Raw genomic sequence first — 25,602 nt, forward strand, 5'->3', positions numbered from 1 at the left:
AGCCTGCCTGGATTTCTGTTATTATTAGAGATACCATTTAAAAAAAAGACTGTTTACAAAAATAGAAGGTGATCGTGTTGGGAGTAACCATTAAACAAGTAGCTAAAGCTGCAGGAGTAGCGCCGTCCACCGTTTCACGTGTGATTGCGGACCACCCCCGGATCAGTGCGGCAACGAAGAAGCGTGTAAAAAAAGCGATGAAAGAAATGGGATATTATCCGAACGCCAATGCACGAAACCTGGCTAATCGGTCCACCCAGTCCATTGGAGTGGTTATGCCTACCAGTGCAGACAAGGCGCTTCAAAACCCATTTTTTCCAGAAGTGTTGAGGGGAATCAGTGCGGTTGCTCATCACTTAGATTATTCTCTACTTCTGAGTACAGGGGAAACAGATGAAGAAATGCAGGAAGGTGTCGAACGGATGGTCTACAGCAACCGTGTCGATGGCATTATTCTTCTATATTCCCAAATCGATGACCCGGTTGTGAATTTTTTGCTTGAGCAGGATTTTCCCTTCGTCATTGTTGGAAAACCATCGGAGCGCGTGGATGAAATCACACATGTGGATAACGATAATGTAAGAGCTGGCAAAGACATTACCAACCATCTGATTAGCCTCGGCCATAAAAATATCGGTTTTATCGGCGGCTCTAAGGACAGAATTGTGACGGTAGATCGAATGCGGGGTTACGAGCTGGCCTTAAAAGAAGCAGGTTTGCCTTTTTTAGAGGATTATCGCATTCATACCGAATTCTTAAAATCAGGCGGGAGGCAGGCGGTGCATGAGCTGTTTAATCTCCCTGACCCTCCTACCGGCCTCGTAATTGCAGACGATTTAATGAGTATTGGTGTGGTGAATATGCTTGAGGAATTCGGTAAACGAGTGCCTCAGGATGTTTCGATTGTTAGTTTCAACAACGTGTATTTGTCCGAGGTCACCAGACCGCCGCTTACCACTGTAGATATTCACATTTATCAGCTCGGCAGCCAGGCGGCTAAGTGTTTAATTGAAAAAGTGAAAGATCGGTCGGAGCCTGCGAAGCGTATCATTATTCCTTATGAGATTAAGCATCGTGCGTCTGCGACAGAAAAGGAAGCATCCTCTAAAGTGTAGAGGTGCTTCTTTTTTTGTTTAAAGAACTACCAAAAACCCCCACCTCAGGTCATCCAAATTATGGATGACCTGAGGTGGGGGTTTTTGGTATGTGGACATTATCAAAACTCTTAATTATAAAACTATGATTCATGAATTGAAAGATAATTATTGAAAAATTTACATAATCTTTACATAAATATAGATTTTATTTACATTTAATACTAAAATGAGAAGAATTTAGAACTATTTCGTAATTAATAGAGAATGGGGAGGTACCTTGGATGGGAAAGAGTTTGATTCGTACATTTCCGTTATTTCTTTTCTTTACTGTAGCGTTAGGCTTATGCTACACCATTCTTACGTATTCCATTTCTTCGGGATGGAACACTGTAATAGACTGGGCTCAAATTCATACAGTTGTCCTCGGAACATCTATTCTAGTACTTTCGTTGGTTATGTGGGGGGCAGCTACCTGGTGGCTGCATAAACGAAATAAGATAGACACTTTATATAAATCTCGTATATACAGAGTTGCAACAGCCTTGCTCGTTTCGGTAATGGTTGGCGGGGCTGCTTCCTATCTATTTATGGTTTTCCATTTGGATTTTACGATAGGCAGAGCAACGGAATGGGTCAGGAATATCCTGATCGTTATTTCTTCACTGCTTTTTTGTTAAGTTTATTTACTTTTGCGCTTATCCTTCTAATCGGAGAAACTTACATAGGAGGAGGAATCGGCCTATTAGTCTATTTTATATTGGCTCTCGTCAATTACTATAAACAGATATATAGAAATGAACCATTATTTCCAAATGATTTTATTCAAATTGGTCAGTTGCAAAATGTGATTCCGTTAATTTCTGAATCAATTTCCATAACAGCTACTCTACTAATCATAGGCGTCATTGTAACTGGTTTGTTTGCCTGGTATAAAATGCCGAAAATAAAAATTGGGTGGATTACCCGGCTGGTTATATTTGTGCCGGTGGCTTATCTACTTTATTCCTTTCTGCTTTATGATGATCGTTTTACAGAAAGCTACTATGAAGAATATACAAGCTTCATGCCTTGGAACCAGCAAAACAATTATTATTACAATGGTCCTGTGCTTGGGATGATTTCTAACATTAAGTTGGATGTAGTAGAAAAGCCTGATCCATACAATCAAACAGTAATGGAAGATTCTGTGGTAAATGCGAATGAAGTTTCCGCACGATCAGATGATGAAAAAGAAAAAACGGTGCAGCCAAATATTATCTTTTTTATGAATGAGACCTTCTGGGATCCAACTAATCTGGATGTCAAGTTCTCAGAAGACCCAATGAAAAATACAAGACGTCTAATGGAAGAGTACCCTTCAGGGCAGATTTTGAGCCCTTCTTTTGGAGGTGAAACGGCTAATGTAGAATTTGAGGCATTGACCAGCTATTCTATGAGTTACATCAATCCGGGAGGGAATCCATTCAATCATATTTTAGCGAATGACAACTATCCATCGGTTGTGTCGTATTTAAATGATCGTGGATACTACAGTGAAGCTATTCATCCAAATGGAGGCAATCTGTACCGCAGACAGCGAGTGTATCCGAATCTTGGATTTGATCAATCTACGTTCCTCGATGATATGACTTATACGAAAAAAGATAATAAACAGTTCGTTTCAGACAGATCTGTAGTGAAAGAACTGCTCGATACGGTAGAACAGCAGGAACAACCGGCCTTCATCCATGCGGTCACAATCGCCAATCACCTTCCCTATAGTGAAGATAAGTATGAGGGAGGAAGCACGATTGATGTGAGCGGAGAGGGGCTTTCTCCTGATACCGAGAGACAGATTGAAGTGTATTCAGAGGGGATCAAACGATCAGATGAAACACTCAAAAAACTGAACGAAAGTATTCAGGAAATGGACGAACCGACCGTAGTAGTTTTCTTTGGTGATCACCTTCCTTCCATTGGCGCAAATTTGAAAGCTTATAAAGAGACAGGATTTGGGAATGAGGAGGACCAGAAACAGCAGGCGAAGTTCTATGAAACTCCATTAGTATTTCTGTCTAATTTCGAAATGGATATGAAAAAGGAAGTTGGAACAGTAAGTCCTGTTTACCTCGCACCTATGCTGGCAGATGCTCTTCATTATGAGACACCGAAATTTTACGGCTTTTTAGAAGGAATGCAACAGAAGCTCCCGGCTTTTCGAGACATGATTTATATGACTCCAGATGGCGAAACCGTTCCTTCACCTGATGAACTGCCTTCATCCACACAAAAGATATTAAAAGATTACTAGCACTTTCAATATGATGTGCTGACCGGAAAGCAGCACGTTACCCAAGAATTGTACGATTTAGAATAAAGCTAATTTATGGGACCTCAGGACATCCAGAATATGGATGTCCTGAGGTCCCATTCGTATTCTAAGCTTTGGGTGCATAGGGTAATAGGGAGTCTGAAATAGGAGGATGAGTGATGAACGGCAAGATAGCGCTGATCATTGGGATACTGATTATCGCGGGTGGAATTACAGGTGTAGTGATGTATAAGACAAGTCCTGCTCAACAAGCGAAAGCAGTGGTTGAGAACTTCTATTCGTTTGAACAAAGAGGTGAATACTCGCATTCCTGGAAGCTTTTTCATCCCCTTATGAAAGAAAAATTTGAGAAGGGCCCCTACATTCAGGACCGGGCCCATGTATTCATGAATCACTTTGGGGTTGATACCTTTACTTTTACCATAGAAGAAATGAAGAAGGTCAAAAATTGGCGTATGGAAAAGGGAGCCAAACCTTTTCCAATTGCTTACAGCATGACGGTGGCTCAGACTTTTCGAGGAAAATATGGCCTGTTCACTTTACATCAGAAGGTAGTGGTCACAAAAGTGAAAGAGAAGTGGGTAGTGACGTGGGATTATAAAAAATAATCATAGCAGGGCAAATTTTAAAACGACACCTTCGATGTCGTTTTTTTATGTATAAATCTTTATACCTATACGTAATATGCTGATTAGGTAATTTTATAGGTTCCAAAGGTATCATATATACATTATAATGAACAATTAATAAGGGGGTTATATAATTGGTAAGACGAAGTATTAGTATTGCGTTTATACTTTGGGTATTCAGTTTCCTCTTCTTGTACAATACCTTAAATCCTGTTACGGATCCTGTGTGGATATTGATTTTTTTAGTTCCTCCTATTTTATTTTTAGTAATGAGTGAAAAAACAACTTTTCTTCTTTTTATCGCTTTTACGGTTATTTCTTCGTTAACTATCTTAGGTATGGCTTTTGTATTAAAATGGAATTCTTATACTCAAATAGAGTGGGTAATACTTCATGCGCTTGTTCTGGTTAATCTATGGTCCGTTTATGTGTTGGCAAAGTGGAGTACTTCTTTATCAAGAGATAATAAACAATTACTGAGCCGTGTAATCGAACTGGAAGAGTATATTGCAGATACCAAATTACTATCAAAACGCGAGTTTGAAAAACAAAAAGAAATCATCGTAACTTCCATGGATCGCAAGAAAGAAAAAGGATTCCTTCTATATATAGGAATTGAAAAGCTGCCCCGTCGGGTTAAGCAAACCAGTTTTGTAAAAGTTTCCAATGTAATTTATGAATCGGTCAGAAAACATTTTGATATTGTGGGAAAATATGATGATCAAGTCATTGTATGTCTTTTACAAAACACAGATGAAGATGGTTTGGAGATTGTAAAAAATAGAATTATCTCTCGATTAAAAATCATTTATACTCCCGAAGCTTTTGATAAGCTACAATGGAATACTGAAGGAATCGGATACATAGATTTTCCAGCCTCCAAAGAAGGTCCGCAGATATGAGAAAAGTGTTAATTAGCATGGTGTTTGCCAGTATTGTGATAATTATTGCTGTTTTCTTTGACTTAATAACTATGAAAAATTTATTGCTATTCACAACTGTTTTATTTTTAATTTTAATGGTGTACTACACTTTGCTAACGAACGCGGGCTTGTATTATCGTACAAAAGAACAAAAGTCTATTTATCTTGAGAAATATCCAAGTGTTGATATACTGATTCCTGCTCATAACGAAGGTGTTGTTCTTAAAGAAACGCTTGATGCCATGGTAAAGCTTCATTACCCTGGAGAACTTAATATATACGTACTTAATGATAATTCAAAGGATGATACCTCTGATATTGCAGGAGAATACGATGAAACCTATCACCGCGTCCATCATATACTTGTCCCACCAGGTGAACCTAAAGGAAAGTCCAGAGTGCTGAACTATGGACTGCAGATTTCTAACGGAGAATATTTCTGCGTCTACGATGCGGACAATCAACCTGAAGAAGAAGCACTGGTGCAGTTAGTTGAAATGGCTCATAGTTACACAAATGCTGCCGGTGCGGTAGGATATGTTCGTACATTAAATGAAAGGAAAAACTTTCTGACTCGAATGATATCTATCGAGTTTCAAGTTTTCCAATTACTCATGCAGGCTGGCAGATGGCACCTGTTTCGAACAGGATCTCTAACAGGAACGAACATGCTAGTGAAAAGAAAAGTAATACAAGAACTAGGAGGATATGATCCCTACGCTATCGCAGAGGATGCTGAATTAACTTTGAGAATTACTCAACAGGGCTTCTTTCTCCCCATTGTGCCTCAGTCTGTAACCTGGGAACAGGAACCTGAAACGATGCAAGTGTATATCAAGCAGAGGACAAGGTGGCTCCAGGGAAACCTTTATATTGTTGAAAAAACCCTAACTGTTCCTGGTTATTTTAAAGGTAAAATGATGGTCCATTCTATTCATCAGCTGATGGTATATGTGGTGTTTTGGTTCTTTTTAGTGCTCTCGTATGTATGGTTTGTGCTAGGAGTGTTTGATTTGCTTTACATAAGTTATACAATTCCGTTAATGTTTATTTGGTACGTATCCTATATTATATATACGACTCAGTTAATGAGCGCTCAAGCTGCTGAGAACAGCTTTACCCCTAGGAATATTTTTACCAGCTTTATTATGTATTTTACTTATGCTCAGTTGTTTTCTTATTTATTCGTAAGAAGTCTTATATCTTACATGAAAGCAAAGAAAAAACAGCAGGTTATTGGCTGGGATAAGACTACTCGATTTAAATAAAAGAGACTCGGACAAAACGCTATCCAAAAGAATTAAACGCTTGAATACAGTTTTTTAAAATCTGATTTCAAGCGTTTAATTATTTCATAATTGATCTTTAACAGTAATTAAATATTTATTTCCTAGTCTTTTTTATTTACTTCATACCTAAATAATCTTCCAGTTTAGCGATCCGAGCTTCACGTGTTGGAACTGTTCTAAAAGGAACGTGCACACCTTCTGGAACAATTTTATCCATCAGCTGATAACTTGGCAGATAGTCAGGAGAATTTATTCGTTTCATACGGAATAAACCGTTATTTAAATCAGATATCCCGGAACGAGTTGTAAGCGTTGCTTGGTAACCCAATTCTTTCAGAACGTTTTCTGTAGTTTGGTTATAAACGCCATAAGGGTAGGTGAACAACTCCGGTTCATACCCCAAGTTTTCTTCAATTAGCTGGTGGATTTTCATCGTATCCTTTTTAAAACGCTCAGCGTGTTCCTCTGTCCTCTCTCCCTCACGTGGAAGTGTTCCTTTTGCATAGCTATCCGAAGTACCTGGATTATGAAGATTGAACGAATGACTTTGGATATCCACATGACCGCTGTCTACCATTTCTTTTGCCTCGGCCCATGTGAAATGAGGAGTGATATCAAGCTCATCGCCTAAATCAGTCGTACGCCCTACACTCCATCCAATAATAGAAATGACGGCTTGCATCTCGAGCTTCTCAAGCACAGGATAGGCATATTGGTAGTTGTTACGGTAACCATCATCAAACGTAACCATCACGGGATTCTTGGGTAGTTCAGCTTTCCCGTTTTTTGCATCGATTAATTGCTGAGAACTAATTGTAGTCATATCCAATGCTTTTAAATATAACATTTCCTCATAAAATTTGGCTGGTGATATGGTAACCGAGTTCCAATCTGCAGGGTTCTTGGACAAACTGTGATACATGAGCACAGGAATCCTTTGTTCATTACTCTCAGCATTGACTTTAAAACGGTCATCCAAAATTCGTGCTAAAAAGCTTGAGAATTCAGCTCTGGATACATCTCGGGATGGGCGGAAGGTCCCGTCTTCATATCCGGTTGTAATATGATTGGTCAAAAGCGCGCTTACGTGAGGAAAAGCCCAGTGATTTTTAGATAAATCAGAGAACGTGGAAGAACTGCTTCCTTCCAATTGATACGCCCGTGTAAGGATAACAGCCAGTTCGGATCTTCGTAGGGTATGATTGGGTTTGAACTCTCCATCATCAAATCCGATAATAATATCACGTTCCGCAATGGCGTTAATATAAGATTCTGCCCAATGACCGCTTGTATCTGGAAAAGCGGAGGAGTTCGTCGATTTCAATCCCAACTGATTGGCAATGACTTTAGAAGCCTCTGCCCGTGTGATAGATTGGCTGGGTCTAAATGTACCATCCGGATACCCATTTAATAGCTCGTGATCGGTAAGATAGTTAATTTCGTCATAAGCCCAATGTTCTTCTATATCAGTAAAACTTGCTGAAGCTGTTACTGGGAAAGCGGATATAAACATGTAGATGGTTAGAAATATAAGGTGACTGAGCAATAGGTGTTTTTTCATAGTGGTCCTCCTGTATGTAGGGATAAACGTGGCAGGGGGTGCGGTTAGCGAAGCGTTAACATACCCAATTGGGTACAAATGGTAATATAATATATTAGCGAAGGAAAAGCAATAGTTTAATAGATATGAAAAAGCCTGCTGCATGGGAGGACACTGAAAAACTCCTTTCTATCACGAGAATTGGTTAAAGGTTCTTGTTGATTCTCCCGAATCGCTTGTCGATGGATGCTTGCCGCGGGCACGGCCTCAGCTAATTTGGTCAAGAAAATCACTTGACCAAGTGGATCTTCGGCTCGCGCTGTTCCTGCAGGCGTCACCATCGAACGCTCATCGTGGAATCAATGTGGACCATCTTCGGGTCTTGAAGGCATGCACCTTCGGGGCGTCATGGCGATTTTTACAGCGAATGTGAAATGAATCAGGAAACTAATGAAGGATTAGAGAGGACAAGCCTCATGATAATAGAATAAATGTGGATGGTATAGAAGAACATTCCATACCATCCGCATTTTGGATTCTACCTATTATAAATCTTCAATTTTTCAGTGGCCTCGCCGCATGCGGCAGGCTTTTTTCTTATGAAGCTTTTCCGAGATTAGCTGACTCAGAATAAGGGAGGACGGTTATCCGATATTGATCTTGAGGATTGAATATGAATATATAGTCTCCGTCCATTTCGGGAGTGAATGTTAGATTGTCCCCTTCCAGCCATTCTCCATCTCGTACATATTTAAATTCGATGGTTTCATCCGCCTTTAACTGGATGGGGTCACTTTTCCAGACATGCTCACTGTCATCATAGGATAACAAATTGGCATCGGATTCCCAGTCAAGCGGTTCAGATCCCCGTATAGCCACTTTTGAATACTTCTTATACTCGTCAGGTGTCTCCAAGCGGAGCTTTCCTTTGACTTCATAGATGGAAACAGAATGAGCCTCACTCTTCAATTCAAGCGAACCCTTGTGACTCTTCAGTTTTTTACCATCTGTTAATGAGGTCAGCTTAACACGATTCGGTGTTTTCTGGTTGTACAGATCAATAAGATCAAACTGGCGTTGACTCTCTCCTTTATTGATGACGACAACGACCTGATCTTGAGGAAGCTTTCTTTCGAATACAAGAAGATCATCATCGGAATAAACCATTTCCAGGTCGCCATCGGTCAATGCTTCATGTTCCTGTCGAATATCAATGAGCTTTTTATAATGAGCTTTCACATCCTGATCCTGTTCCGACGGTTTCCAAGGCATCATTTCACGGTAATAGCGATCCTTCCATTCATCAACGGCATTATGATCGCCGCTCTGTGAAAGTCCTACTTCGTCACCGTAGTAAATGACCGGAGCTCCGGGCAGTGTGAATTGCAGAGATGCAGCATTTTTCAGAGTCTGCGTGTTGCCGTCTGCTTCATATAAGAAGCGCGGTACATCATGACTGTCTAAGAAAGTAGCTGGTACAAATTCTTCACTATAGGCATCATGAATCGTTGTTAAGGAAGAAGCCAACTGGTTCATGCTGCCATCCTTAATAAAAGCATTCTGGATGGCGGACTGAGTTTCAAAATCGATAGCACCGTCCAGTTTTCCTGTATAGGATGTAATCTTATCGAGATTATCCCATACTTCACCGAAAATAAAAGCGTTCGAATCCAATTCCTTTACTTTATGACGAAAGTCAACCCAGAAGCTCTGGCTCGGGCCTTTAGCATAATCCAGCCGGAAACCATCTACCCCAATCTCTTCCATCCAGAATGGAACAACTTCATCTAACATATATTCTCTGGTTTCTGGATTGTCATTGTTAAGTTCAGGCAATTCCTGAACATCATAGAATGTATCATATTCGTTTGGCCAGTTAGTGAATGAGTACCAATCATAGTAAGGGCTGTCTTCTCCTTTTTCCACTGCATCCTGGAAGAATGGATGCTGATTTGATGTATGATTCGGAACTAAATCAAAAACAACTTTAATATTACGTTTATGTGCTTTTTTCACCAGTTCTTTCATTAATTCGTTGCTTCCGAAGCGTGGGTCAATATTCATAAAATCTGCTGGATGATAACCATGAGAGTAAGGACCTTCGTAAATTGGAGAAATCCAGATGGTGTTTACACCCAGACTATCGATGTAATCCAGCTTTTCTAATACTCCCTGAAGGTCGCCGCCCATCCAACCTTTAAGTTGTTCGTCGTAAGGAAGTGAAGGGTCCACGGGTGTATTGTTGCTATCAGTGCCATCACGGAAGCGGTCTACAAAGACTTGATATATGATCGCTTCTTTCGCCCAATCCGGCGATTGATAATCCTCTACATAATAAGCAAATTCTGTGGCATTCTCTGACGTGAGTGCATTGTTATCGGCGAATTGTGAGCCTTCACTCTCAGAATTCCACACATCAGTTTTATACTTAACCCGTGTTTCATTTTTTTGGTTCGGTATTGTCCCTGTAAGGATAGAAGTTTTTAAACCGTTATTCTGCGTTGTGGTTTCGGTTACTTGAAGGTCAGCTGTTTTTCCGTTCTCGACTTCTCCTCTTTTTCCAACAGGGCTGGACCCGTCTGTCGTATAGTAGACAGATCCTTCATCAATCGGTCCATAATGATCTACCGTTACTTCTACGGCTACGTTATCTTTTTTGTCAGGTGTATAAGGCTTATGGTTGAAGTCGTGCGTAACATCCTGGGCTACGGGGATTGTTTCCCATTCTGTAACGGTATCTTTTTGAACGTGAGTATCTTCTGTAAACACAACTGAACGGGGTTCTTCGCGCACTTCTTTATAAGGCTCGCCGCCTAAACTGTAGAAGTAGGATAGTGTTTCTCCGGATTCTCCATTCACTCGAATTTGATAAGTACGTTCGTCAACTTTACTGAGGGGGCTTACCTTATAATTGAAGTCATTCATATTAGAAGCAAGGGTAGGCACCACCCAATCTGGAGTCGCCTCAGGTACAGTTAACTCTAACGTTACACTTCCAGAAGACGTGTTTGCTGAACGTACGTCAACTGTACGTTCATTTTCGGGATAAAAAACAAACGTATAATCACCATCTTGAGGCGGCGTATAAGTTAAGTTGGCTCCTTGCATCCAGCTTCCGTCATATACGTATTTAAATTCGACTTCATTTCCGCCTTCTAGTGCGACAGGATCACTTTTCCACACGCCTTCTTCTGAATCATAAGCCAGCGGGTGATCATTAGAACTCCAGTCAAGAGAAGTAGCGCTTCCTCGGAGTACGACCGTATCATAGACTTTGTCATCAGCAAAAGCGTTCAGTGCAAACGGTTGCGCAAATGACAATAAGAAAAAGACTATACCGATGAACCAATAAAATTTCTTCAAATTATTTCCCCTCTTTCCTAATAATGTTGAAACCGTTTTCATAATATACTATATACCGTCAAGTGTCCATGGTACGAATAGACTACACCAATTTGTATAGAATTCCAATAACTGGATGACCTGAGGTGGATATAAAAGTAAATTTAAAAGAGGTACATTCGTTTAATTCTGTCTGACTTACCATGGTCTTCTTGACTATTAGCAACACTTCAAAATTTGTAATAGATATTTCACAAAAACAATAACGTTTGACTTGTAATTATTTGTCGAATAAAGTAACATATTCTGTAAATGATTTTATTTGAATTGTTTGTCAATTTTATGTAAAATCGGTTCATTAAAAAAAGATAGAGAAAGGGTAGAGATTATGATACAACCTGATGATAAAATCGCGACTCCCGGACAAGTAGTCAGTTTTGAAAGAAACGATATTACTTTTACGGGAAAAGTGATTCCTAGTCAATGCCAGCGTTCTGTAATTGTGGATCTAACAATTATGGACAATTTAGATGAAATTGATTTTGAATATGATAGAACGGTTGTAGCTCATACCAACTATCGTATTATAGAAGAATAAAAATATAATCAGCCCTCTTCTGCGTGAAAACGCAGAAGAGGGCTTTTCTGTGCTATACTCTGTAAGAGAAAATAGAGTGGAGGAAATGGCTTCAATATGAAAAAAATTCTTTTGCTTTTCATGGTAGTTGTAATAGCGATAGGCGGATATTTTACATATGTGTTCTTCATGCAGTCACATGATACAGCTGATGAGGAAGTTGATCAGTTAGCAGATGAAACATACGAAATTATCCTGCCAGATGATAGTGCTGAAGGAAAAATGAATCCTGCTGAACGAATTGCATCCTATGAAACTTCATATGAACAACTCATTGATGAAGCCGAAAGAAGAATGGATGAAATCGTTACAGAAGCCCAAAAAGAATATGTGACTAAAAAGCAGAATGGTGAAGACATTTCCTTCAGTTATTTTTTCAGCAAGTATAATTCAGCAGCCGATCGTCTGGAAGCGAGTACAGATGAAGGTTTTCAAACCATTCATGAAAGTGTCAAAAAACACATTGGTGCAGAAAAAGCGACGGACTTAAAAGAAGAATATAGACAGAAGAAGAAACAGTGGCGTGCGAACCTCTTAGCTGAAGTAAAGGAGTCTTTCTGAGAAAAAAATCGAATTTTGTAGTTCTCGTGTCTTATTTTACCTATAAAGACTTTTCAAATTATAGAAATTTTATTATATTATGGATACAGGGATAGGGTGATGTGCTAAACACTTCTTATAGAACACAGAGAGGATGAAGTGGATTGGCACAATTATCAAAACTATATTTAGACAGAGAAGAATTACACATTTTAGGCCGTTATTGTGTACGGATTGATCGAACGATTGTTGTCGAACCTTCCCGACAGTTAACGGAAGATACATTTCAACGCATTATGGTGTCGAAGCCGACGATTAGTAAAATCAGCATTCAAAATGAAGATGTTGTGCCCCTGATCGAGTATGATGGTCCATACACCTTCGAAAGAGTCTATGGCGTGCTTGTTTTTAAGCCCACGGGCTCTTAGCGCGTTTATGTTTAAGAAAAGGATCTCCAGTGAGGAGATCCTTTTTTAATAGGAATAGTATAAACGCCCCGTTCGATGACCGAACGGGGCGTCAATTTCCCTATTACACTCACTCAGATGATGAGTCCTCTTGAGATACTGAAACTGAAGCACCAGGCAGATCAAGTTCCTGCTTCAACTTGGTTTCAACATCCTGCAAGCTTTCTTCATCCGGAACAAAATAATAGAGTCCATTTTCGAGGCGTTTGTTTTCCCCTTCGATTGTAAATGACTTTACGTCCGAATTTTCGGAAGAAAAGGCTTTCTGTAATGCATAAATCTCTCTGGGCGATAGATTTGTAGTGATGTTCTTCCCGATAACATCCGCAATTTCACCGGCTTTAAAAATGGTGCCCGCAGAGATCGCTTCGTCGATTGCAGCTTGGATAAATTGGCGCTGGCGTTCTTCTCGAGGATAAGTAAGGGCTGCTTCTCTTTTCCTCATTCTAACAAAAGCTAAAGCCTCTTCGCCGTTCATTGCTGTCGGACCTTCTTCAAACTCAATCTTTTTATTGTAATCCTGGCTGCTTCGTTCCCAGAAGCCCTCTTTTACATCTACGGTTACCCCGTTTAGTAAATTCACGACTTCCATGAATCCTTCAAAATTGACGGTCGCAAATTTATCTATAGGAATGTCGAGATAGTTTTCCACGGTTTCTACTGCAAGTTTTTCAGATCCATAACCTGAAATTTCTCCGATAGAGTAGGTGGCATTTAACTTATGCTCTCCTGAATACTTCTCGCCGACTTTTTCTTCTGGGAGCGTAATTTCTGTATCCCTTGGAAGACTGGTCATGGTAATCTGATTTGTTTTAGGGTCCAGCGTCATCACAATTTGTGTGTCTGCCCGGCCTGCTGCACCGTCTGTTGAATAATCCTCTACCCCCATTAAAAGTATAGAGATGGGGTCATCTCCAATGTTTACAGCTTCCTCTCGAAGATCAGATTTTTCTCCTCTATCTAAAGCCTGGAAAGATGCTGTATAGACCTGGGATACGTAATAAAACGTGCCCCCGGCAAGAACGGCCAGCATCAAAAGGAATACACTTATGCGCCTGATTTTCTTCTTTCTTTTTCTTTTGCGAATACGAACTTTTCTGGAATTCATCGAACACACCTCATTCTTCTAACCTCTCAAATTTATATTTTATCATATATGAAAACACCCCAAAGGCACACTTCTATCGTCCGACAATGTGTAAATTATTTGTCATAATTAGTTATTTTATCCTGATACATTGGAATTAATTATCTAATTTTACAAAATTACAACATATTTTGGAGGCTGGATATTTTATACTGGAAGAGTATTGGCCAACACGGCATAAATTTCCAGGGAGGCGTTATCAGTGAAAAAAGTAGTTGCTGGATGTTTAGTAACGGTACTGACGTTAAGTTCTACAGCGATTCCGATGTCTGACGTTAAGGCAGCGGAAGCACCTGCGGACTTGTTTATTTCTGAATATGTGGAAGGATCAAGTTATAATAAAGCGCTTGAACTTTATAATGGTACAGGAAGTGCTATTGATTTATCGGGTTATACGCTTGAACTCTATTCCAATGAAGCCGCTGAAGCTTCTCAGACTCAGGAACTTGAAGGAACATTAGCAAGCGGTGAAACATTCGTCATTGCAGACAGCCAGGCGGCCCAGGATATTATAGACAAAGCCGACTTAATTGATGGCATTGTGAGCTTCAACGGAAACGATCCTCTCGTGTTGAAAAAAGACGGAGAAATTATCGATTCATTTGGGCAAGTTGGTAATGGTAGCGATTTTGCTAAAGACGTCACACTGGTTAGAAAAGCTTCCATAACCTCGGGAGACAAAGATCCAACGGACGATTACGACGTTTCAGCCGAGTGGGACAGCTATGCCAAAGATACATTTGATTATCTGGGTTCTTACGAAGTTAATGACACTCCGGCCACTCCCGTAGAGACAGTATCTATTGCTGAGGCTCGTCAAAGTGAAAAAGGTTCCACTGTAAGTGTACAGGGAATTGCTACGGCAGCGTTTGAATCTGGGGGACAAACGAACTTATACATACAAGACGAGTCAGCAGGCATCATTGTTCGAGCTCCCGGGATTACCGCACAGGTTGGTGATCAGGTCACAGCTTCAGGGGAACTAGGTGATTATTATGGAATGGAGCAAATTCAAACCTCTTCAGCCGCTGTCGAAGTTACAGAAGAGGATGCGGGTGTTCCTGAACCTGAGAAAGTAACGGCACCCCAATTTTCTGGTGATCAAGGAGAAGCCATTGAAGGCGAATTCGTAGAAGTGAATAATGTAGAAATCACCGATGTGGATGAATATGGAGATTTTACAGCGCAAGGAGCTGAAGGAACATTCCTAATCACCCCGGCTGAAGAGAGTCTTCTTAAGGTTGGTGAGACCTACGAGCAGGTTAAGGGTGTCGTGAATTATAGCTACAATAATTATAAGCTGGTTCCTCGTTCAAAATCTGATATCGTGCAAGAAGCCTTCGCTGTCACAGCAAATAAAGAATCCGGTTCAGTAATTACAGGGACAGAAATTACTCTCAGTGCCGCTGAGCCAGGTGTGACGATTCATTATACCACGGATGGAAGTGAGCCTACAGCTGAAAGTAAAGAATACACAGAACCGATAACAATCACGGAGGATACTACGATCAAAGCTGCAGCTGTCCGTGAAAATGGAGAAGTGAGCAAGGTTTCTACGTTTTCTTATACGGCTCTAAAAGCTGCTGACTCCCTTGAAATCCATGATATACAGGGAGCTTCGCATACTTCTCCTTATGAAGGCGAAGTCGTAAAAAATGTCGAAGGTGTAGTCACGAAGCTTGATGGCAGCAATGGTTTTTACATGCAAAGTCTTGATCCAGATGAAGACATAGCTACGTCTGAGGGGATTTACGTTTACAAGCGTTCTTCTAATGTTGCTGTTGGTGATGTCGTAACGACGACCGGAGAAGTTACGGAGTGGCGGGAAGATGGATATTCAGATGCAAACGATCTGCTGACTACTCAGATTAGTGCTTCCACTGTTGATGTGACATCTACTGGAGCAGATATTCCAGATCCTGTAGTGATTGGTGAAGACCGTGAACAGCCTACAGAAAATATTGAAGATGATGGTCTCGAGTCCTTTGATCCGGCAGAAGACGGCATTGATTTCTATGAGAGCCTGGAAGGAATGTTAATTGGACTTCCAGATGCAAAAGTATCCGGTCCGGTTAAATATGAGGAGCTTCCAGTGTATGTAGAAACGAGCGAAGATCAATTGTTTACCCGTGCAGAGGGGCTGCTCATTTCCCCAGACGACTACAACCCTGAACGTGTGCTGATCGATGTTGACGGAGTAGATATTAATGCGAAAACAGGTGATTATTTTGAGGAGTCTATCACCGGAGTAGTCAATTACGACTATAGCAACTACAAGATCCGTCCAACTGGAGAATTCCCGGAAATTAATGACGGGGGGACAGAACGAGAAACTGCGGATTTGAAAGCTCTTAAGAAAAAAATGACTGTAGCGAGCTACAACGTCGAGAACTTCTCTGCAGACACTTCTCCTGAAAAAGTTGAAAAGATTGCGGAATCTATTATTCAAAATCTAAATATGCCTGATGTGGTAGGTTTAATTGAAGTTCAAGACAATAACGGTCCGACTGATGATGGGACAGTAGAAGCGAATGAAAGTTACCAGAAATTAATTGATGCAATCGCAGAAGCGGGTGGACCGAAGTATGAGTTCACAGACATTGCTCCCCTAGATAAAACGGACGGAGGTCAGCCGGGAGGAAACATACGCGTTGGATTCATTTACAACCCGGATCGCGTGAAGCTGACCGACAAGCCAGATGGGGATGCGGTAACCGGCGTAGATGTGAACGAAGATGGTCTGACCTTGAACCCAGGCCGTGTTGATCCAACGAATGATGCCTTTTACGATTCTCGCAAACCATTAGCGGCTGAATTCGAATTTAATGGAGAAAAAGTGGTCGTGGTAGCCAATCATTTCAATTCCAAAGGTGGAGATGATGGCCTGTTTGGCGCTGATCAGCCGATCGAGCTGGGCAGTGAAGAGCAGCGAATCCAGCAAGCCACTGTAATTAACAACTTTGTTCAAAAAGTTGAAAGTGAGATGGATGATTCGAATGTCGTCGTTCTTGGGGATTTAAATGATTTTCAGTTCTCCGCTCCGATTAATACACTGGAAGGTGACATTTTAACCAACATGATCGAATCTCTTCCGACAGAAGAGCAGTACACCTATATTTATCAAGGGAATTCTCAAGTGCTTGATCACATTCTTGTGAGCAACAATCTTGCTAAGCAGACGAAAGTTCAGACGATAAATATTAACTCTGACTTCTCAGAAGCTGATGGCCGTGCGAGTGACCATGATCCGGTACTAGCTCAGATCATGATTAAGAATAATGGCAACAAAGACAAAGATAAAGATAAAGGAAATGAAAACAAAAAAAATAATGACAAAGACAGCGGCGATAAAGATCATAAAGACAAAGATGATGAAGGTAACAAAGACAAAGGACAGGAAAAAGAAGATAAGTACACGTGGGTTAAAAGCTGGATCTATAGTGTTTGGAATAAATACTTCAGCAGCTATTTTAACTAAATAAAAAAAGAAATCCCCGGGTTCTCCCAGGGATTTCTTTTTAAATTTCTTCTTTTTCGAGAATCAGATAATTCATTTCTTTTTCTGTAATTTGATTATATCGTTTGTAGTTAAAGATATAGAAAACAATTCCGATAACGATCCAAATACATAGGACAATATAAGATTCTCTGCCTAGTGATGCTGGAGACCATGGTAGAAGTAGTAACGCAAGGAACCCAATGGAGCTGAGCATTCCGACCAAGGAAAGTAACTTTCTGCCAGGGGACACTACGTCCGTATTGTTTTTGGCAGGGTGGTTCGAGGACCACCGATAAAATTTATAAGCGGTTGCTGTACAGAAAAAGTAAGCAATGGCTACTCCTGTAGAAGACATGTCCACTACCCATAATAAAGCCTGGCGTCCAAACCAGGGAGCAATCAGGCAAATGGCCATTGTGAATAAAATACCTACATAAGGTGTGTGATACTTGGAGTGAAGTTTACGGAACGCATTTGGTAATATGCGGGCGCGGCCCATGGCGAAAGTGAGACGGCTTGATGAAATATAAAAGCCGTTTAATCCTGTAAATATACCCATGGAAACAGCAATAGCGATAATGAATACTCCAGCTCGTCCAAGATAACTTTCAATAGCGTCACCTGTTCCCCATACCGATTGTTCTGCATTGATCTGAGCAAGTAAATCCTGCCAGGGCATAGTACTTGCGGTAATCAGGATCATAGCGCTATAGGCCAGCCCAGCAGCGAGTAGAGACCAAATAATTAAACCAAATGCTTTTTTGGGTTTAAAGTCAAATTCTTCGGCTGCCTGAGGTATATTATCGAAACCAACATAAGCAAACGGTGCAAGCGCTAAAATTGTCAGAATCGAAGCAATCGCTGTCTGATCCGGCTTGAAGGCCGGTGTAATGTTGCTGATGGATGGGCCTTCTGTAAATATAGCCCCAAGACCTAACAATGTAATTCCTAGAACTAATACCATACTAAAGACAAATTGTGTTCTTCCAGAAAAACTGGCACCTCTGATATTTAAAATAGCAAATAAAATAAGGGCGATACTCGCAATCGCGATTTGAATGATGGACACTTCGTAACCAGCGACAACATACAGGTTGCCTGTTCGTACAAAATCTGGAAACAGAAATTTAGCAAGCAGAGCGAGCGCCGAAGCATTCAGAGCAACGATACATAAGTATCCAAGGGTTAAGAACCACCCTGCTAAGAAGGCAAATGTTCTCCCAAATCCAATGTAAGCATATGCAAACTCTCCACCTGTCACTGGAAATTTTTCTATTAAGAAACCATAACTTACTCCGATAATCATCATAAGAACAGCGCCGAGCAAAATTCCGAGCACAACTCCTATAGGACCTGCCTGCCCGATCCAGTCTGTCGGCAATACAAAAGCTCCCCATCCTATAGCGGAGCCAAATGCAATCGCCCAAACCCAATGAGGTTTTAAGGATCTTTCTAATTTTTTTCTTTCATGTGTGGCCATGTTGTAAGAAATCCTCCTAGTAAAATTGACATGCGTTACCTATTTTATGAATTCTTGAAGAACACTGCAAGGTAAAGCTGTACCTAACCGTGTATTTACTTTCGAGGAGAGGCTTAAACCCTATTTTATATAGAGAAGTAGGAAAGATGAATTATTTTTGTATAAGACACCCAGTTGTATATATTTCTATTCGAAAAACTATTGGGCTCCTTGTTACTTATTGAAGTAAGAAAAATTTACAAATATTTTACAAATGAAGATACAAGGGGACTTTACTGTATCAAAAGACATGAAGACCGGTATGCAGGGAATTTCAAGATTAAATTCTTTTGTCAGAAAAGGCTTTTTCGTGTTTGAAAATGTTAGGAATAGGCTAACAAATATTTAAAGAAATATGTATATCTGATCGGCGGTTCTTGTGCTATAATCATCTAGAATTATTATAAGATAACAGTCACTCATTTATTCTAAAAAATATGGAAAAATTATTTCAGCTTATGATGTTTGGGAGAGGACATACTAAACCTGAGGAGGGTCTTTATGGAGTATAAGGCCTTGTTATTCTGTTTTATTGCTTCGTTACTAATAACACCTGTTGTTAAAAAAGTTGCTGTTGCTATTGGAGCGACTGATCAGCCGAACCATAGAAAAGTCCATAAAGTGGTTATGCCCAGACTAGGTGGACTGGCTATTTATTTAAGCTTTGCAGGGGGGCTATTGTTCTTTTTCCCTGAAAGTCGCTATACTTGGCCGGTGTTTATTGGTGCCAGTATCATCATTGCCACCGGTGTCCTGGATGATCTAAAGGAGCTTTCTGCAAAAGTGAAGCTTGGGGGGCAAATTTTAGCTGCTATTGTTGTGGTTATGGGAGGTGTACAAGTCGAGTACATTAACCTCCCGTTCGGTGGTGAAATGGAATTTGGATATTTAAGCATACCGATCACCATATTATGGATTGTAGGAATAACCAATGCGATTAACTTAATCGACGGGCTAGATGGCCTGGCAGCAGGGGTATCAGCAATTGCTTTACTGACGATCTCAGGTATGGCCATAACCATGGGAAATGTGTTTGTCGTATTTGCAGGATTTATGATGTTAGGAAGTACAATTGGTTTTCTTTTCTACAATTTCTATCCAGCCAAAATTTTCATGGGGGATACAGGGGCGTTGTTCCTCGGTTTTATGATCAGTGTGCTTTCACTTTTAGGCTTTAAAAACGTAACTCTATTCTCTTTCATTATTCCGGTAATTATTCTCGGTGTACCCATTTCTGACACGCTGTTTGCGATTGTCCGCAGAGTGATTCAACGAAAGCCATTGTCGGCCCCTGATAAATCGCACCTTCATCACTGTTTGATTAATTTGGGCTACAGTCATCCAGAAACGGTCCTCATGATTTATGCTGTTAGTGCCCTATTTAGTCTGGCAGCTGTTATCTTTTCTCAGGCAACAATGTTTGGAGCTATGTTTGTAATGGCAGCTCTTATTCTGATGATTGAATTAATCGTCGAGATGACTGGGTTAATTGGGAAAGATTATAAACCAATCCTCAATATGATTCGTGATTACCGTACACGCAGGTAATTAGAAAGCTCTGCGGAGAAGGAAAGGAATTCCTTCTCCGCAGAGTTTTTTTATCGCTATTCATAATTTTCGACAGGAACTGAATATTTCCCAGGAAATGTTCAGTCAAAAGACAGCAAAAAACCTGCTTTATCGATAAAGCAGGTTTTTACATAGAATTATCTTCATCTTCGTTTTCTTCAGCGAAGGTATTGGAGTTTTTATCATTTTGGGAAGGTAAATTCAAGTGAGCTTGCAGCTGATCTTTCGCATTGGAAAGACTTTCTTCGTTCACCTGATAATACCAGACTCCGTCCACTTTTCCACCTTCACCATTCAACTGCATCTTATTAAAGGTCAATCCTTGTTTATCAAGGAAATAGTCCTTAAAGGAAACCATTTCTTCGAATGTTAAATTCGTTTTCAGATTGTCGTTAATGGAGTTGAGAATATCACCGAAATTATGAAGTGAACTTGTCGTCATCGTTTGACGTGCAATTTCCTGAATTAATTCCATTTGTCGCTGCCCGCGTGCCAGGTCACTGTCATATTTTCTTGTTCTGGCAAGAGCCAGGGCTTCCTCACCATTCAACTCTTGATAACCTTCTTCCAATTCAATGGCTCCGTCTTTGTCGACACTATTTTGTTCAGTAATATCAAATGGGACATCATAAGTGATACCACCGATGGAGTTAACAACTTCAATAAATGAATTAAAATTGAGTCTCACATAATAATCTACAGGAATATCAAACATTCTTTCCACAGTTCCAACTGTAGCATTGATTCCACCAAAGGCGTGAGCATGAGTGATTTTATCTTTAGAGTCGATTTGTGGGATGTACGTGTAAGAGTCCCTCGGAATACTTACCATTTTTATCGATTTGTTATTATCGTTAAAAGTTGCAAGGACGAGTGCATCCGACAGAGCATTACGATTGCCGCCGGAAGATCTTTTCTTACTGTCATCAATTCCTACGAACAATACGGAAATGTCATCGTACTCGGGGTTCACTTCGCTTTGCCTCTTTTCAGATTTCTCTCCTCTGTCGAGTTCCTGATGGGATTCGGTTGCCGTCTGCTTGACTTTATCAGTCAGATAAATGGCATAGCCAGCAGCGGTACCAATGCCGATTAACAGAATAAAGACCACTATGCTTAGGGTGATCTTCAGTTTTTTGCGTTTCATAAACGGGGTCAGGCTCCTTCGCTAGGTTTGACATCAAATTCTACATAAGATGAATCTCCTCGGGTTAGTTGAGCTTGATTACTGGTTAAATTAGTTATCCAGCTTTCAAAAGCTTCTTCCTGCCCGCTTTCTACATATATTATTAATTCCACATTTTCCATGTAATTAATCGTTTCAAGCGTATAGGAAGAGTTGCGTACTTCATTTTCTACTTTTCCAAGCAGGTGATAAGCTACGCTCACGTGCATAGATTTCATAAGCTGACGCCTGACAATTCCTGTTTTTTCAATTGCTTGAGAAACAGTACCGGAATATGCGCGAATTAATCCGCCTGCCCCGAGTTTCGTACCCCCGAAGTAGCGCGTGACCACGACAGCGGTATCCTTTAATCCTTTTCGCTTTAATACTTCGAGCATAGGAACACCGGCGGTACCACTTGGTTCCCCGTCATCGTTTGCTTTTTGAATTAAATCGTGTTCGCCAATCATATAAGCTGAGCAGTTATGGTTCGCATCATTATGTTTCTTCTTAATCTCCTGAATAAACAATTGGGCTTCTTCTTCCGTTTCACAGCGTCGCACGTATCCAATGAAACGGGATTTTTGTATGGTCACTTCTTCAGATCCATTCGGCTTTACGGTATAATAATTTTCTAACATAATATGTTAAACCTCCTAAAGACTTAATTATATAGGCGGGGACATGATTCGGCAAATAGCATGTTGTTTTATCAAAAAGAGAAAATTATAAGTAACTTTTAATTAAACACCCCCATAAAACGGCTTAGGCCTAACGAATGAGTGTGTGTGAATATTGATGGAGGGACAATGATGAGCGAAAAGAAATTTGGGGATAAAGCACTTGACCATATCATTCATGAAATGGTGGATACGGTCACCAATAGTAAAGATGAAATTTTTCAGATTGGTGAAGAATCCCGAAATGAATATGAAAAACTGGATAAAGAGCTGAAGGAAACGAAACGAGAAGTTTGCTCTCTTATAGACGAGGGAGACAAACTGGAGCAGAAAGTACGTTTCTCCCGTATGCGCTTGTCAGAAGTGAGTAAACAATTCCAGAAATATTCAGAAGATGAAATTCGTAAAGTGTACGAACAAACGCACGGGTTGCAGATGGATTTATCAATGAAACGCGAGAAGGAAAAGCAGTTGCGCAATCGTCGAGATGATTTAGAAAGGCGCCTGAGGAATTTGGATGAAACGATTGGACGTGCCGAAGCGCTGGGAGGAAAAATATCTGTTGTGCTGAACTATTTGACTGAAGACTTCAAGCATGTCACCGATGCGCTGGAGGATGCAAAGGAAAAGCAGCAATTCGGTCTTCAGATTATTGAAGCCCAGGAAGAGGAGCGGCGGCGGTTATCCAGAGAAATTCATGATGGGCCTGCCCAGATGCTTGCGAATGTGATGCTTCGTTCAGACCTTGTGGACCGGATTTACCGGGAAAGAGGCGTAGAGGAAGCTATGAAAGAAATGAGAAGTGTTCGAACTATGGTTCGTTCCGCACTTTACGAAGTCCGTCGTATCATATATGATCTCCGTCCCATGGCGCTTGACGATTTAGGGATAATTCCGACGCTGAAAAAGTATTTAGCTACGGTAGAGGATTATAATGATCTGGAAATTTCATTTACGTTATTCGGTGAAGAACGCCGCTTTGAATCTAAATTTGAAGTTGCGTTGTTCCGGTTGATTCAGGAAGCGGTTCAGAATGCTGTCAAGCATGCGAGTGCTTCCTTAATCCAGGTAAAGACGGAATTACAAGCCGGTTCGGCCTTGATCATCGTAAAAGATGATGGAAAAGGGTTTGATCCTAAATCTAAGAAAGATAAATCATTTGGCTTAGTCGGCATGCGTGAGCGCGTGGATATGCTGGATGGGGATCTAACCATCGATTCAAGCCCTGGAGAGGGGACCATTGTCACGATTCATATTCCAATAAATAGTTAATTACAGGAATAACTATGTAAAATGGCGTGAATCGTTTATAATAGAGAATAGGATTAGGGTACAACGATATACAGGTAATTAGAGACAAAAAGAGACAAAAAGAGACAAAAAAAGATTACAAAGACCTATAGGATAGGGATGCTGAAAAAATCCAGTGGATGTAAAGGAAATAGGAGGAAAAGATCATGACGACACGAATAGTCCTGATTGATGACCATAAATTATTCCGTGAAGGTGTAAAGAGAATTTTAGACTTTGAGACAAGCTTTGAAGTTGTGGCAGAGGGTGACGATGGCAGTTCAGCTCTCCAGTTGATTGATGATTATATGCCTGATGTGGTCCTGATGGATATTAACATGCCAAGCATGAATGGGGTCGAAGCTACGGCGGAAATTACCAAGAAATATCCAGACTTAAAGGTCATTATTTTATCTATTCATGATGATGAAAACTACGTAACCCATGCACTTAAAACAGGGGCACAAGGGTACTTGCTAAAAGAAATGGATTCGGATGCGCTTATTGAAGCAATTAAAGTAGTTGGAGAAGGCGGATCTTATCTGCATCCAAAAGTGACCCACAATTTGGTCGCAGAATATCGTCGTCTATCCGAAAATAAAGGCAGCAGTGCTTATCGTACGATTGAATATCGCAAACCGCTTCATCTGCTTACCCGTCGTGAATGTGAAGTGCTACAGCTTCTAGCCGACGGAAACAGCAATCGCGGAGTTGCCGAATCCCTTTATATCAGTGAAAAAACCGTAAAGAACCATGTGAGCAATATCTTGCAGAAGATGAACGTGAACGATCGTACTCAAGCGGTTGTAACAGCAATTAAAAATGGATGGGTTGAAGTTATTTAATCGCATTATCAATATTATTGCTGCTGGCTCAGGCCGGCAGCTTTTTTAAATAAAATAAGAAAAGGTAAAAACAGGGACCTCAGGACATACATAATTTGGATGTCCTGAGGTCCCTGTTTTTACCAGGTTACCTATCAGCTTATTTCTACTTTATTGGTGCAATTGATTGAGGGTTCATGTAAAATAATAGATAAATACTTTCACATAGTAAGAGACATATAAAGCTAGAAAATACACAGTGGACAAGGAGTTGGATCACATGAAAACAGCGGTTCTTACAGATAGTACGGCTTATCTTAAGAGAGAGACGCGCAGAGCCAACGACATACATATGATACCGTTGAACGTGATTTTTGGTCACGAATCCTATCAGGAAGAAATAGATATAAACGCTGATGACTTCTACGATATGGTGAAAGAAGGTGGTGAGCTGCCGAAAACTTCGCAGCCTTCGACCGGTTTAATGACTAATAAACTGGAGGAGCTTGCCCGAGATTACGACGCCGTGTTAGCTATTCATCTTTCAAGCGGCATCAGCGGCACTTATCAAGGGATGATAGCAGCTGGAGATATGGTTGAAGGGATTGACGTTCATGTATTTGACTCTGAAATAAGTTGTCTTATGCAGGGTTTTTATGCTCTTGAAGCTGCCGAGCTTGCTAGTAATGGAGAGACCCCAGAGCAAATTCTTGACCGCCTTGAGGTTATGAAGCAGTCCATGAAAGCGTACTTTATGGTGGACGATCTTACGCATTTACACCGCGGAGGCCGTTTAAACGGAGCTCAGGCGTTTGTAGGCAGCCTGCTGCAAGTAAAGCCTGTCCTCCATTTTGTAGATACAAAAATTGTTCCTTTTGAAAAAATCCGCACCAGAAAGAAAGCTCTTAAGCGCATCTTAACCTTGTTTGAAGAGTCTATTGAAGAAGGCGCAATGTATAAAGCCTGTATTATTCATGCTAATCGGTTGGATGAAGCTAAACAGATTAAGCAGGAAATTGAACAGCAGTTTGAAAACGTAGAGATCGAAGTCAGCTATTTTGGTCCAGTAATCGGCACGCATCTCGGTGAAGGGGCAATCGGACTTGGATGGTACCGTAAATCCTGAAGTAGAGC

At 40.6% G+C, this 25,602-nt stretch carries 21 protein-coding genes; 14 read left to right on the top strand and 7 right to left on the bottom strand.

From position 1 onward, the window contains the following. Positions 1-77 precede the first annotated feature (77 nt). The 6 genes from ACTWP7_RS09255 (at position 78) to ACTWP7_RS09280 (ending at position 6,228) form a co-directional block, all read left to right on the top strand. Entirely contained in the window at positions 78-1,115 is a 1,038-nt protein-coding gene (locus ACTWP7_RS09255; RefSeq protein ID WP_443122946.1) for a LacI family DNA-binding transcriptional regulator, read from the top strand. A gap of 263 nt (positions 1,116-1,378) precedes the next feature. Further along, on the top strand, positions 1,379-1,774 hold the full coding sequence (locus ACTWP7_RS09260; protein ID WP_443122947.1) for a hypothetical protein: 396 nt from the start codon (positions 1,379-1,381) through the stop codon (positions 1,772-1,774). Further along, the gene (locus tag ACTWP7_RS09265; protein WP_443122948.1) at positions 1,726-3,387 is read left to right on the top strand and encodes an LTA synthase family protein; all 1,662 of its coding nucleotides are present in this window, start codon (positions 1,726-1,728) and stop codon (positions 3,385-3,387) included. The genes ACTWP7_RS09260 and ACTWP7_RS09265 overlap by 49 nt, the downstream gene beginning before the upstream one ends. A 179-nt stretch (positions 3,388-3,566) precedes the next feature. Further along, positions 3,567-4,016 (top strand): hypothetical protein, encoded by a 450-nt coding sequence (locus ACTWP7_RS09270; RefSeq protein ID WP_443122949.1) that lies wholly within the window; start codon positions 3,567-3,569, stop codon positions 4,014-4,016. Between the two features lie 155 nt (positions 4,017-4,171). Beyond that, on the top strand, positions 4,172-4,939 hold the full coding sequence (locus ACTWP7_RS09275) for a hypothetical protein (protein ID WP_443122950.1): 768 nt from the start codon (positions 4,172-4,174) through the stop codon (positions 4,937-4,939). Beyond that, positions 4,936-6,228, top strand: a complete 1,293-nt coding sequence (locus tag ACTWP7_RS09280) for a glycosyltransferase family 2 protein (protein ID WP_443122951.1) — start codon at positions 4,936-4,938, stop codon at positions 6,226-6,228. The genes ACTWP7_RS09275 and ACTWP7_RS09280 overlap by 4 nt, the downstream gene beginning before the upstream one ends. A 136-nt stretch (positions 6,229-6,364) precedes the next feature. On the opposite strand, the gene ACTWP7_RS09285 is transcribed toward ACTWP7_RS09280, so the two are convergent. The 3 genes from ACTWP7_RS09285 to ACTWP7_RS09295 form a co-directional block, all read right to left on the bottom strand. After that, on the bottom strand, positions 6,365-7,810 hold the full coding sequence (locus ACTWP7_RS09285; RefSeq protein WP_443122952.1) for an S-layer homology domain-containing protein: 1,446 nt from the start codon (positions 7,808-7,810) through the stop codon (positions 6,365-6,367). Between the two features lie 116 nt (positions 7,811-7,926). After that, positions 7,927-8,130, bottom strand: a complete 204-nt coding sequence (locus ACTWP7_RS09290) for a hypothetical protein (protein ID WP_443122953.1) — start codon at positions 8,128-8,130, stop codon at positions 7,927-7,929. A 256-nt stretch (positions 8,131-8,386) separates the two neighbouring features. Next, complete coding sequence (locus tag ACTWP7_RS09295) at positions 8,387-11,152, bottom strand: alpha-amylase family glycosyl hydrolase (RefSeq protein WP_443122954.1); 2,766 nt, start codon at positions 11,150-11,152, stop codon at positions 8,387-8,389. 301 nt (positions 11,153-11,453) lie between these two features. On the opposite strand from ACTWP7_RS09295, the gene ACTWP7_RS09300 reads away from it, so the two are divergent. The 3 genes from ACTWP7_RS09300 to ACTWP7_RS09310 all read left to right on the top strand — a co-directional run bounded on the left by ACTWP7_RS09300 (position 11,454) and on the right by ACTWP7_RS09310 (position 12,736). Next, positions 11,454-11,729: a YkvS family protein gene (locus tag ACTWP7_RS09300; RefSeq protein ID WP_443122955.1), complete on the top strand. Its 276-nt coding sequence runs from the start codon at positions 11,454-11,456 to the stop codon at positions 11,727-11,729. Between the two features lie 96 nt (positions 11,730-11,825). Next, positions 11,826-12,329, top strand: coding sequence for a hypothetical protein (locus ACTWP7_RS09305; protein WP_443122956.1), 504 nt, complete (start codon positions 11,826-11,828; stop codon positions 12,327-12,329). Positions 12,330-12,472: 143 nt separating this feature from the next. Next, a complete protein-coding gene (locus ACTWP7_RS09310) occupies positions 12,473-12,736 on the top strand; it encodes a hypothetical protein (protein WP_041601400.1) in 264 nt (87 codons plus the stop codon). A gap of 109 nt (positions 12,737-12,845) precedes the next feature. Here the strand turns inward: ACTWP7_RS09310 and ACTWP7_RS09315 are convergent, their stop codons facing one another. Continuing rightward, positions 12,846-13,883 (bottom strand): LCP family protein, encoded by a 1,038-nt coding sequence (locus tag ACTWP7_RS09315; RefSeq protein WP_443122957.1) that lies wholly within the window; start codon positions 13,881-13,883, stop codon positions 12,846-12,848. A gap of 241 nt (positions 13,884-14,124) precedes the next feature. On the opposite strand from ACTWP7_RS09315, the gene ACTWP7_RS09320 reads away from it, so the two are divergent. Beyond that, a complete protein-coding gene (locus ACTWP7_RS09320; RefSeq protein ID WP_443122958.1) occupies positions 14,125-17,400 on the top strand; it encodes an FN3 associated domain-containing protein in 3,276 nt (1,091 codons plus the stop codon). Positions 17,401-17,440: 40 nt separating this feature from the next. On the opposite strand, the gene ACTWP7_RS09325 is transcribed toward ACTWP7_RS09320, so the two are convergent. Beyond that, positions 17,441-18,901 (bottom strand): APC family permease, encoded by a 1,461-nt coding sequence (locus ACTWP7_RS09325; RefSeq protein WP_443122959.1) that lies wholly within the window; start codon positions 18,899-18,901, stop codon positions 17,441-17,443. Between the two features lie 540 nt (positions 18,902-19,441). Between ACTWP7_RS09325 and ACTWP7_RS09330 the strand changes: the two genes are divergently transcribed. Then, positions 19,442-20,488, top strand: a complete 1,047-nt coding sequence (locus ACTWP7_RS09330) for a glycosyltransferase family 4 protein (protein WP_443122960.1) — start codon at positions 19,442-19,444, stop codon at positions 20,486-20,488. Between the two features lie 148 nt (positions 20,489-20,636). Here the strand turns inward: ACTWP7_RS09330 and ACTWP7_RS09335 are convergent, their stop codons facing one another. Together ACTWP7_RS09335 and ACTWP7_RS09340 are read right to left on the bottom strand one after the other, a co-directional pair. Then, positions 20,637-21,656, bottom strand: coding sequence for an LCP family glycopolymer transferase (locus ACTWP7_RS09335; protein ID WP_443122961.1), 1,020 nt, complete (start codon positions 21,654-21,656; stop codon positions 20,637-20,639). An 8-nt stretch (positions 21,657-21,664) separates the two neighbouring features. Beyond that, positions 21,665-22,315, bottom strand: coding sequence for a YigZ family protein (locus ACTWP7_RS09340; RefSeq protein ID WP_443122962.1), 651 nt, complete (start codon positions 22,313-22,315; stop codon positions 21,665-21,667). Between the two features lie 171 nt (positions 22,316-22,486). Here ACTWP7_RS09340 and ACTWP7_RS09345 point away from each other — a divergent pair, with 171 nt between their 5' ends. From ACTWP7_RS09345 to ACTWP7_RS09355, 3 genes are all read left to right on the top strand, one after another. After that, positions 22,487-23,626 carry a sensor histidine kinase gene (locus ACTWP7_RS09345; protein ID WP_443122963.1) on the top strand — a complete coding sequence of 380 codons (1,140 nt, stop codon included), beginning with the start codon at positions 22,487-22,489 and terminating at the stop codon, positions 23,624-23,626. A gap of 185 nt (positions 23,627-23,811) precedes the next feature. Further along, positions 23,812-24,489, top strand: a complete 678-nt coding sequence (locus tag ACTWP7_RS09350; protein WP_014644321.1) for a response regulator — start codon at positions 23,812-23,814, stop codon at positions 24,487-24,489. 259 nt (positions 24,490-24,748) lie between these two features. Then, a complete protein-coding gene (locus tag ACTWP7_RS09355) occupies positions 24,749-25,594 on the top strand; it encodes a DegV family protein (protein WP_443122964.1) in 846 nt (281 codons plus the stop codon). Positions 25,595-25,602: the final 8 nt, after the last annotated feature.

The sequence above is a fragment of the Halobacillus sp. B29 genome (assembly GCF_052246755.1).
Taxonomy (GTDB): domain Bacteria; phylum Bacillota; class Bacilli; order Bacillales; family Halobacillaceae; genus Halobacillus; species Halobacillus halophilus.

Excerpts from the sequence above, each read along its gene's own strand:
- ACTWP7_RS09330 (WP_443122960.1), top strand. The coding sequence starts at position 19,442 with ATGGAGTATAAGGCCTTGTTATTCTGTTTTATTGCTTCGTTACTAATA.
- ACTWP7_RS09260 (WP_443122947.1), top strand. The coding sequence starts at position 1,379 with ATGGGAAAGAGTTTGATTCGTACATTTCCGTTATTTCTTTTCTTTACT.
- ACTWP7_RS09355 (WP_443122964.1), top strand. The coding sequence starts at position 24,749 with ATGAAAACAGCGGTTCTTACAGATAGTACGGCTTATCTTAAGAGAGAG.
- ACTWP7_RS09290 (WP_443122953.1), bottom strand. The coding sequence starts at position 8,130 with ATGGTGACGCCTGCAGGAACAGCGCGAGCCGAAGATCCACTTGGTCAA.
- ACTWP7_RS09265 (WP_443122948.1), top strand. The coding sequence starts at position 1,726 with ATGGGTCAGGAATATCCTGATCGTTATTTCTTCACTGCTTTTTTGTTA.
- ACTWP7_RS09285 (WP_443122952.1), bottom strand. The coding sequence starts at position 7,810 with ATGAAAAAACACCTATTGCTCAGTCACCTTATATTTCTAACCATCTAC.
- ACTWP7_RS09340 (WP_443122962.1), bottom strand. The coding sequence starts at position 22,315 with ATGTTAGAAAATTATTATACCGTAAAGCCGAATGGATCTGAAGAAGTG.
- ACTWP7_RS09280 (WP_443122951.1), top strand. The coding sequence starts at position 4,936 with ATGAGAAAAGTGTTAATTAGCATGGTGTTTGCCAGTATTGTGATAATT.
- ACTWP7_RS09315 (WP_443122957.1), bottom strand. The coding sequence starts at position 13,883 with ATGAATTCCAGAAAAGTTCGTATTCGCAAAAGAAAAAGAAAGAAGAAA.
- ACTWP7_RS09325 (WP_443122959.1), bottom strand. The coding sequence starts at position 18,901 with ATGGCCACACATGAAAGAAAAAAATTAGAAAGATCCTTAAAACCTCAT.
- ACTWP7_RS09270 (WP_443122949.1), top strand. The coding sequence starts at position 3,567 with ATGAACGGCAAGATAGCGCTGATCATTGGGATACTGATTATCGCGGGT.
- ACTWP7_RS09305 (WP_443122956.1), top strand. The coding sequence starts at position 11,826 with ATGAAAAAAATTCTTTTGCTTTTCATGGTAGTTGTAATAGCGATAGGC.
- ACTWP7_RS09350 (WP_014644321.1), top strand. The coding sequence starts at position 23,812 with ATGACGACACGAATAGTCCTGATTGATGACCATAAATTATTCCGTGAA.
- ACTWP7_RS09345 (WP_443122963.1), top strand. The coding sequence starts at position 22,487 with ATGAGCGAAAAGAAATTTGGGGATAAAGCACTTGACCATATCATTCAT.
- ACTWP7_RS09335 (WP_443122961.1), bottom strand. The coding sequence starts at position 21,656 with ATGAAACGCAAAAAACTGAAGATCACCCTAAGCATAGTGGTCTTTATT.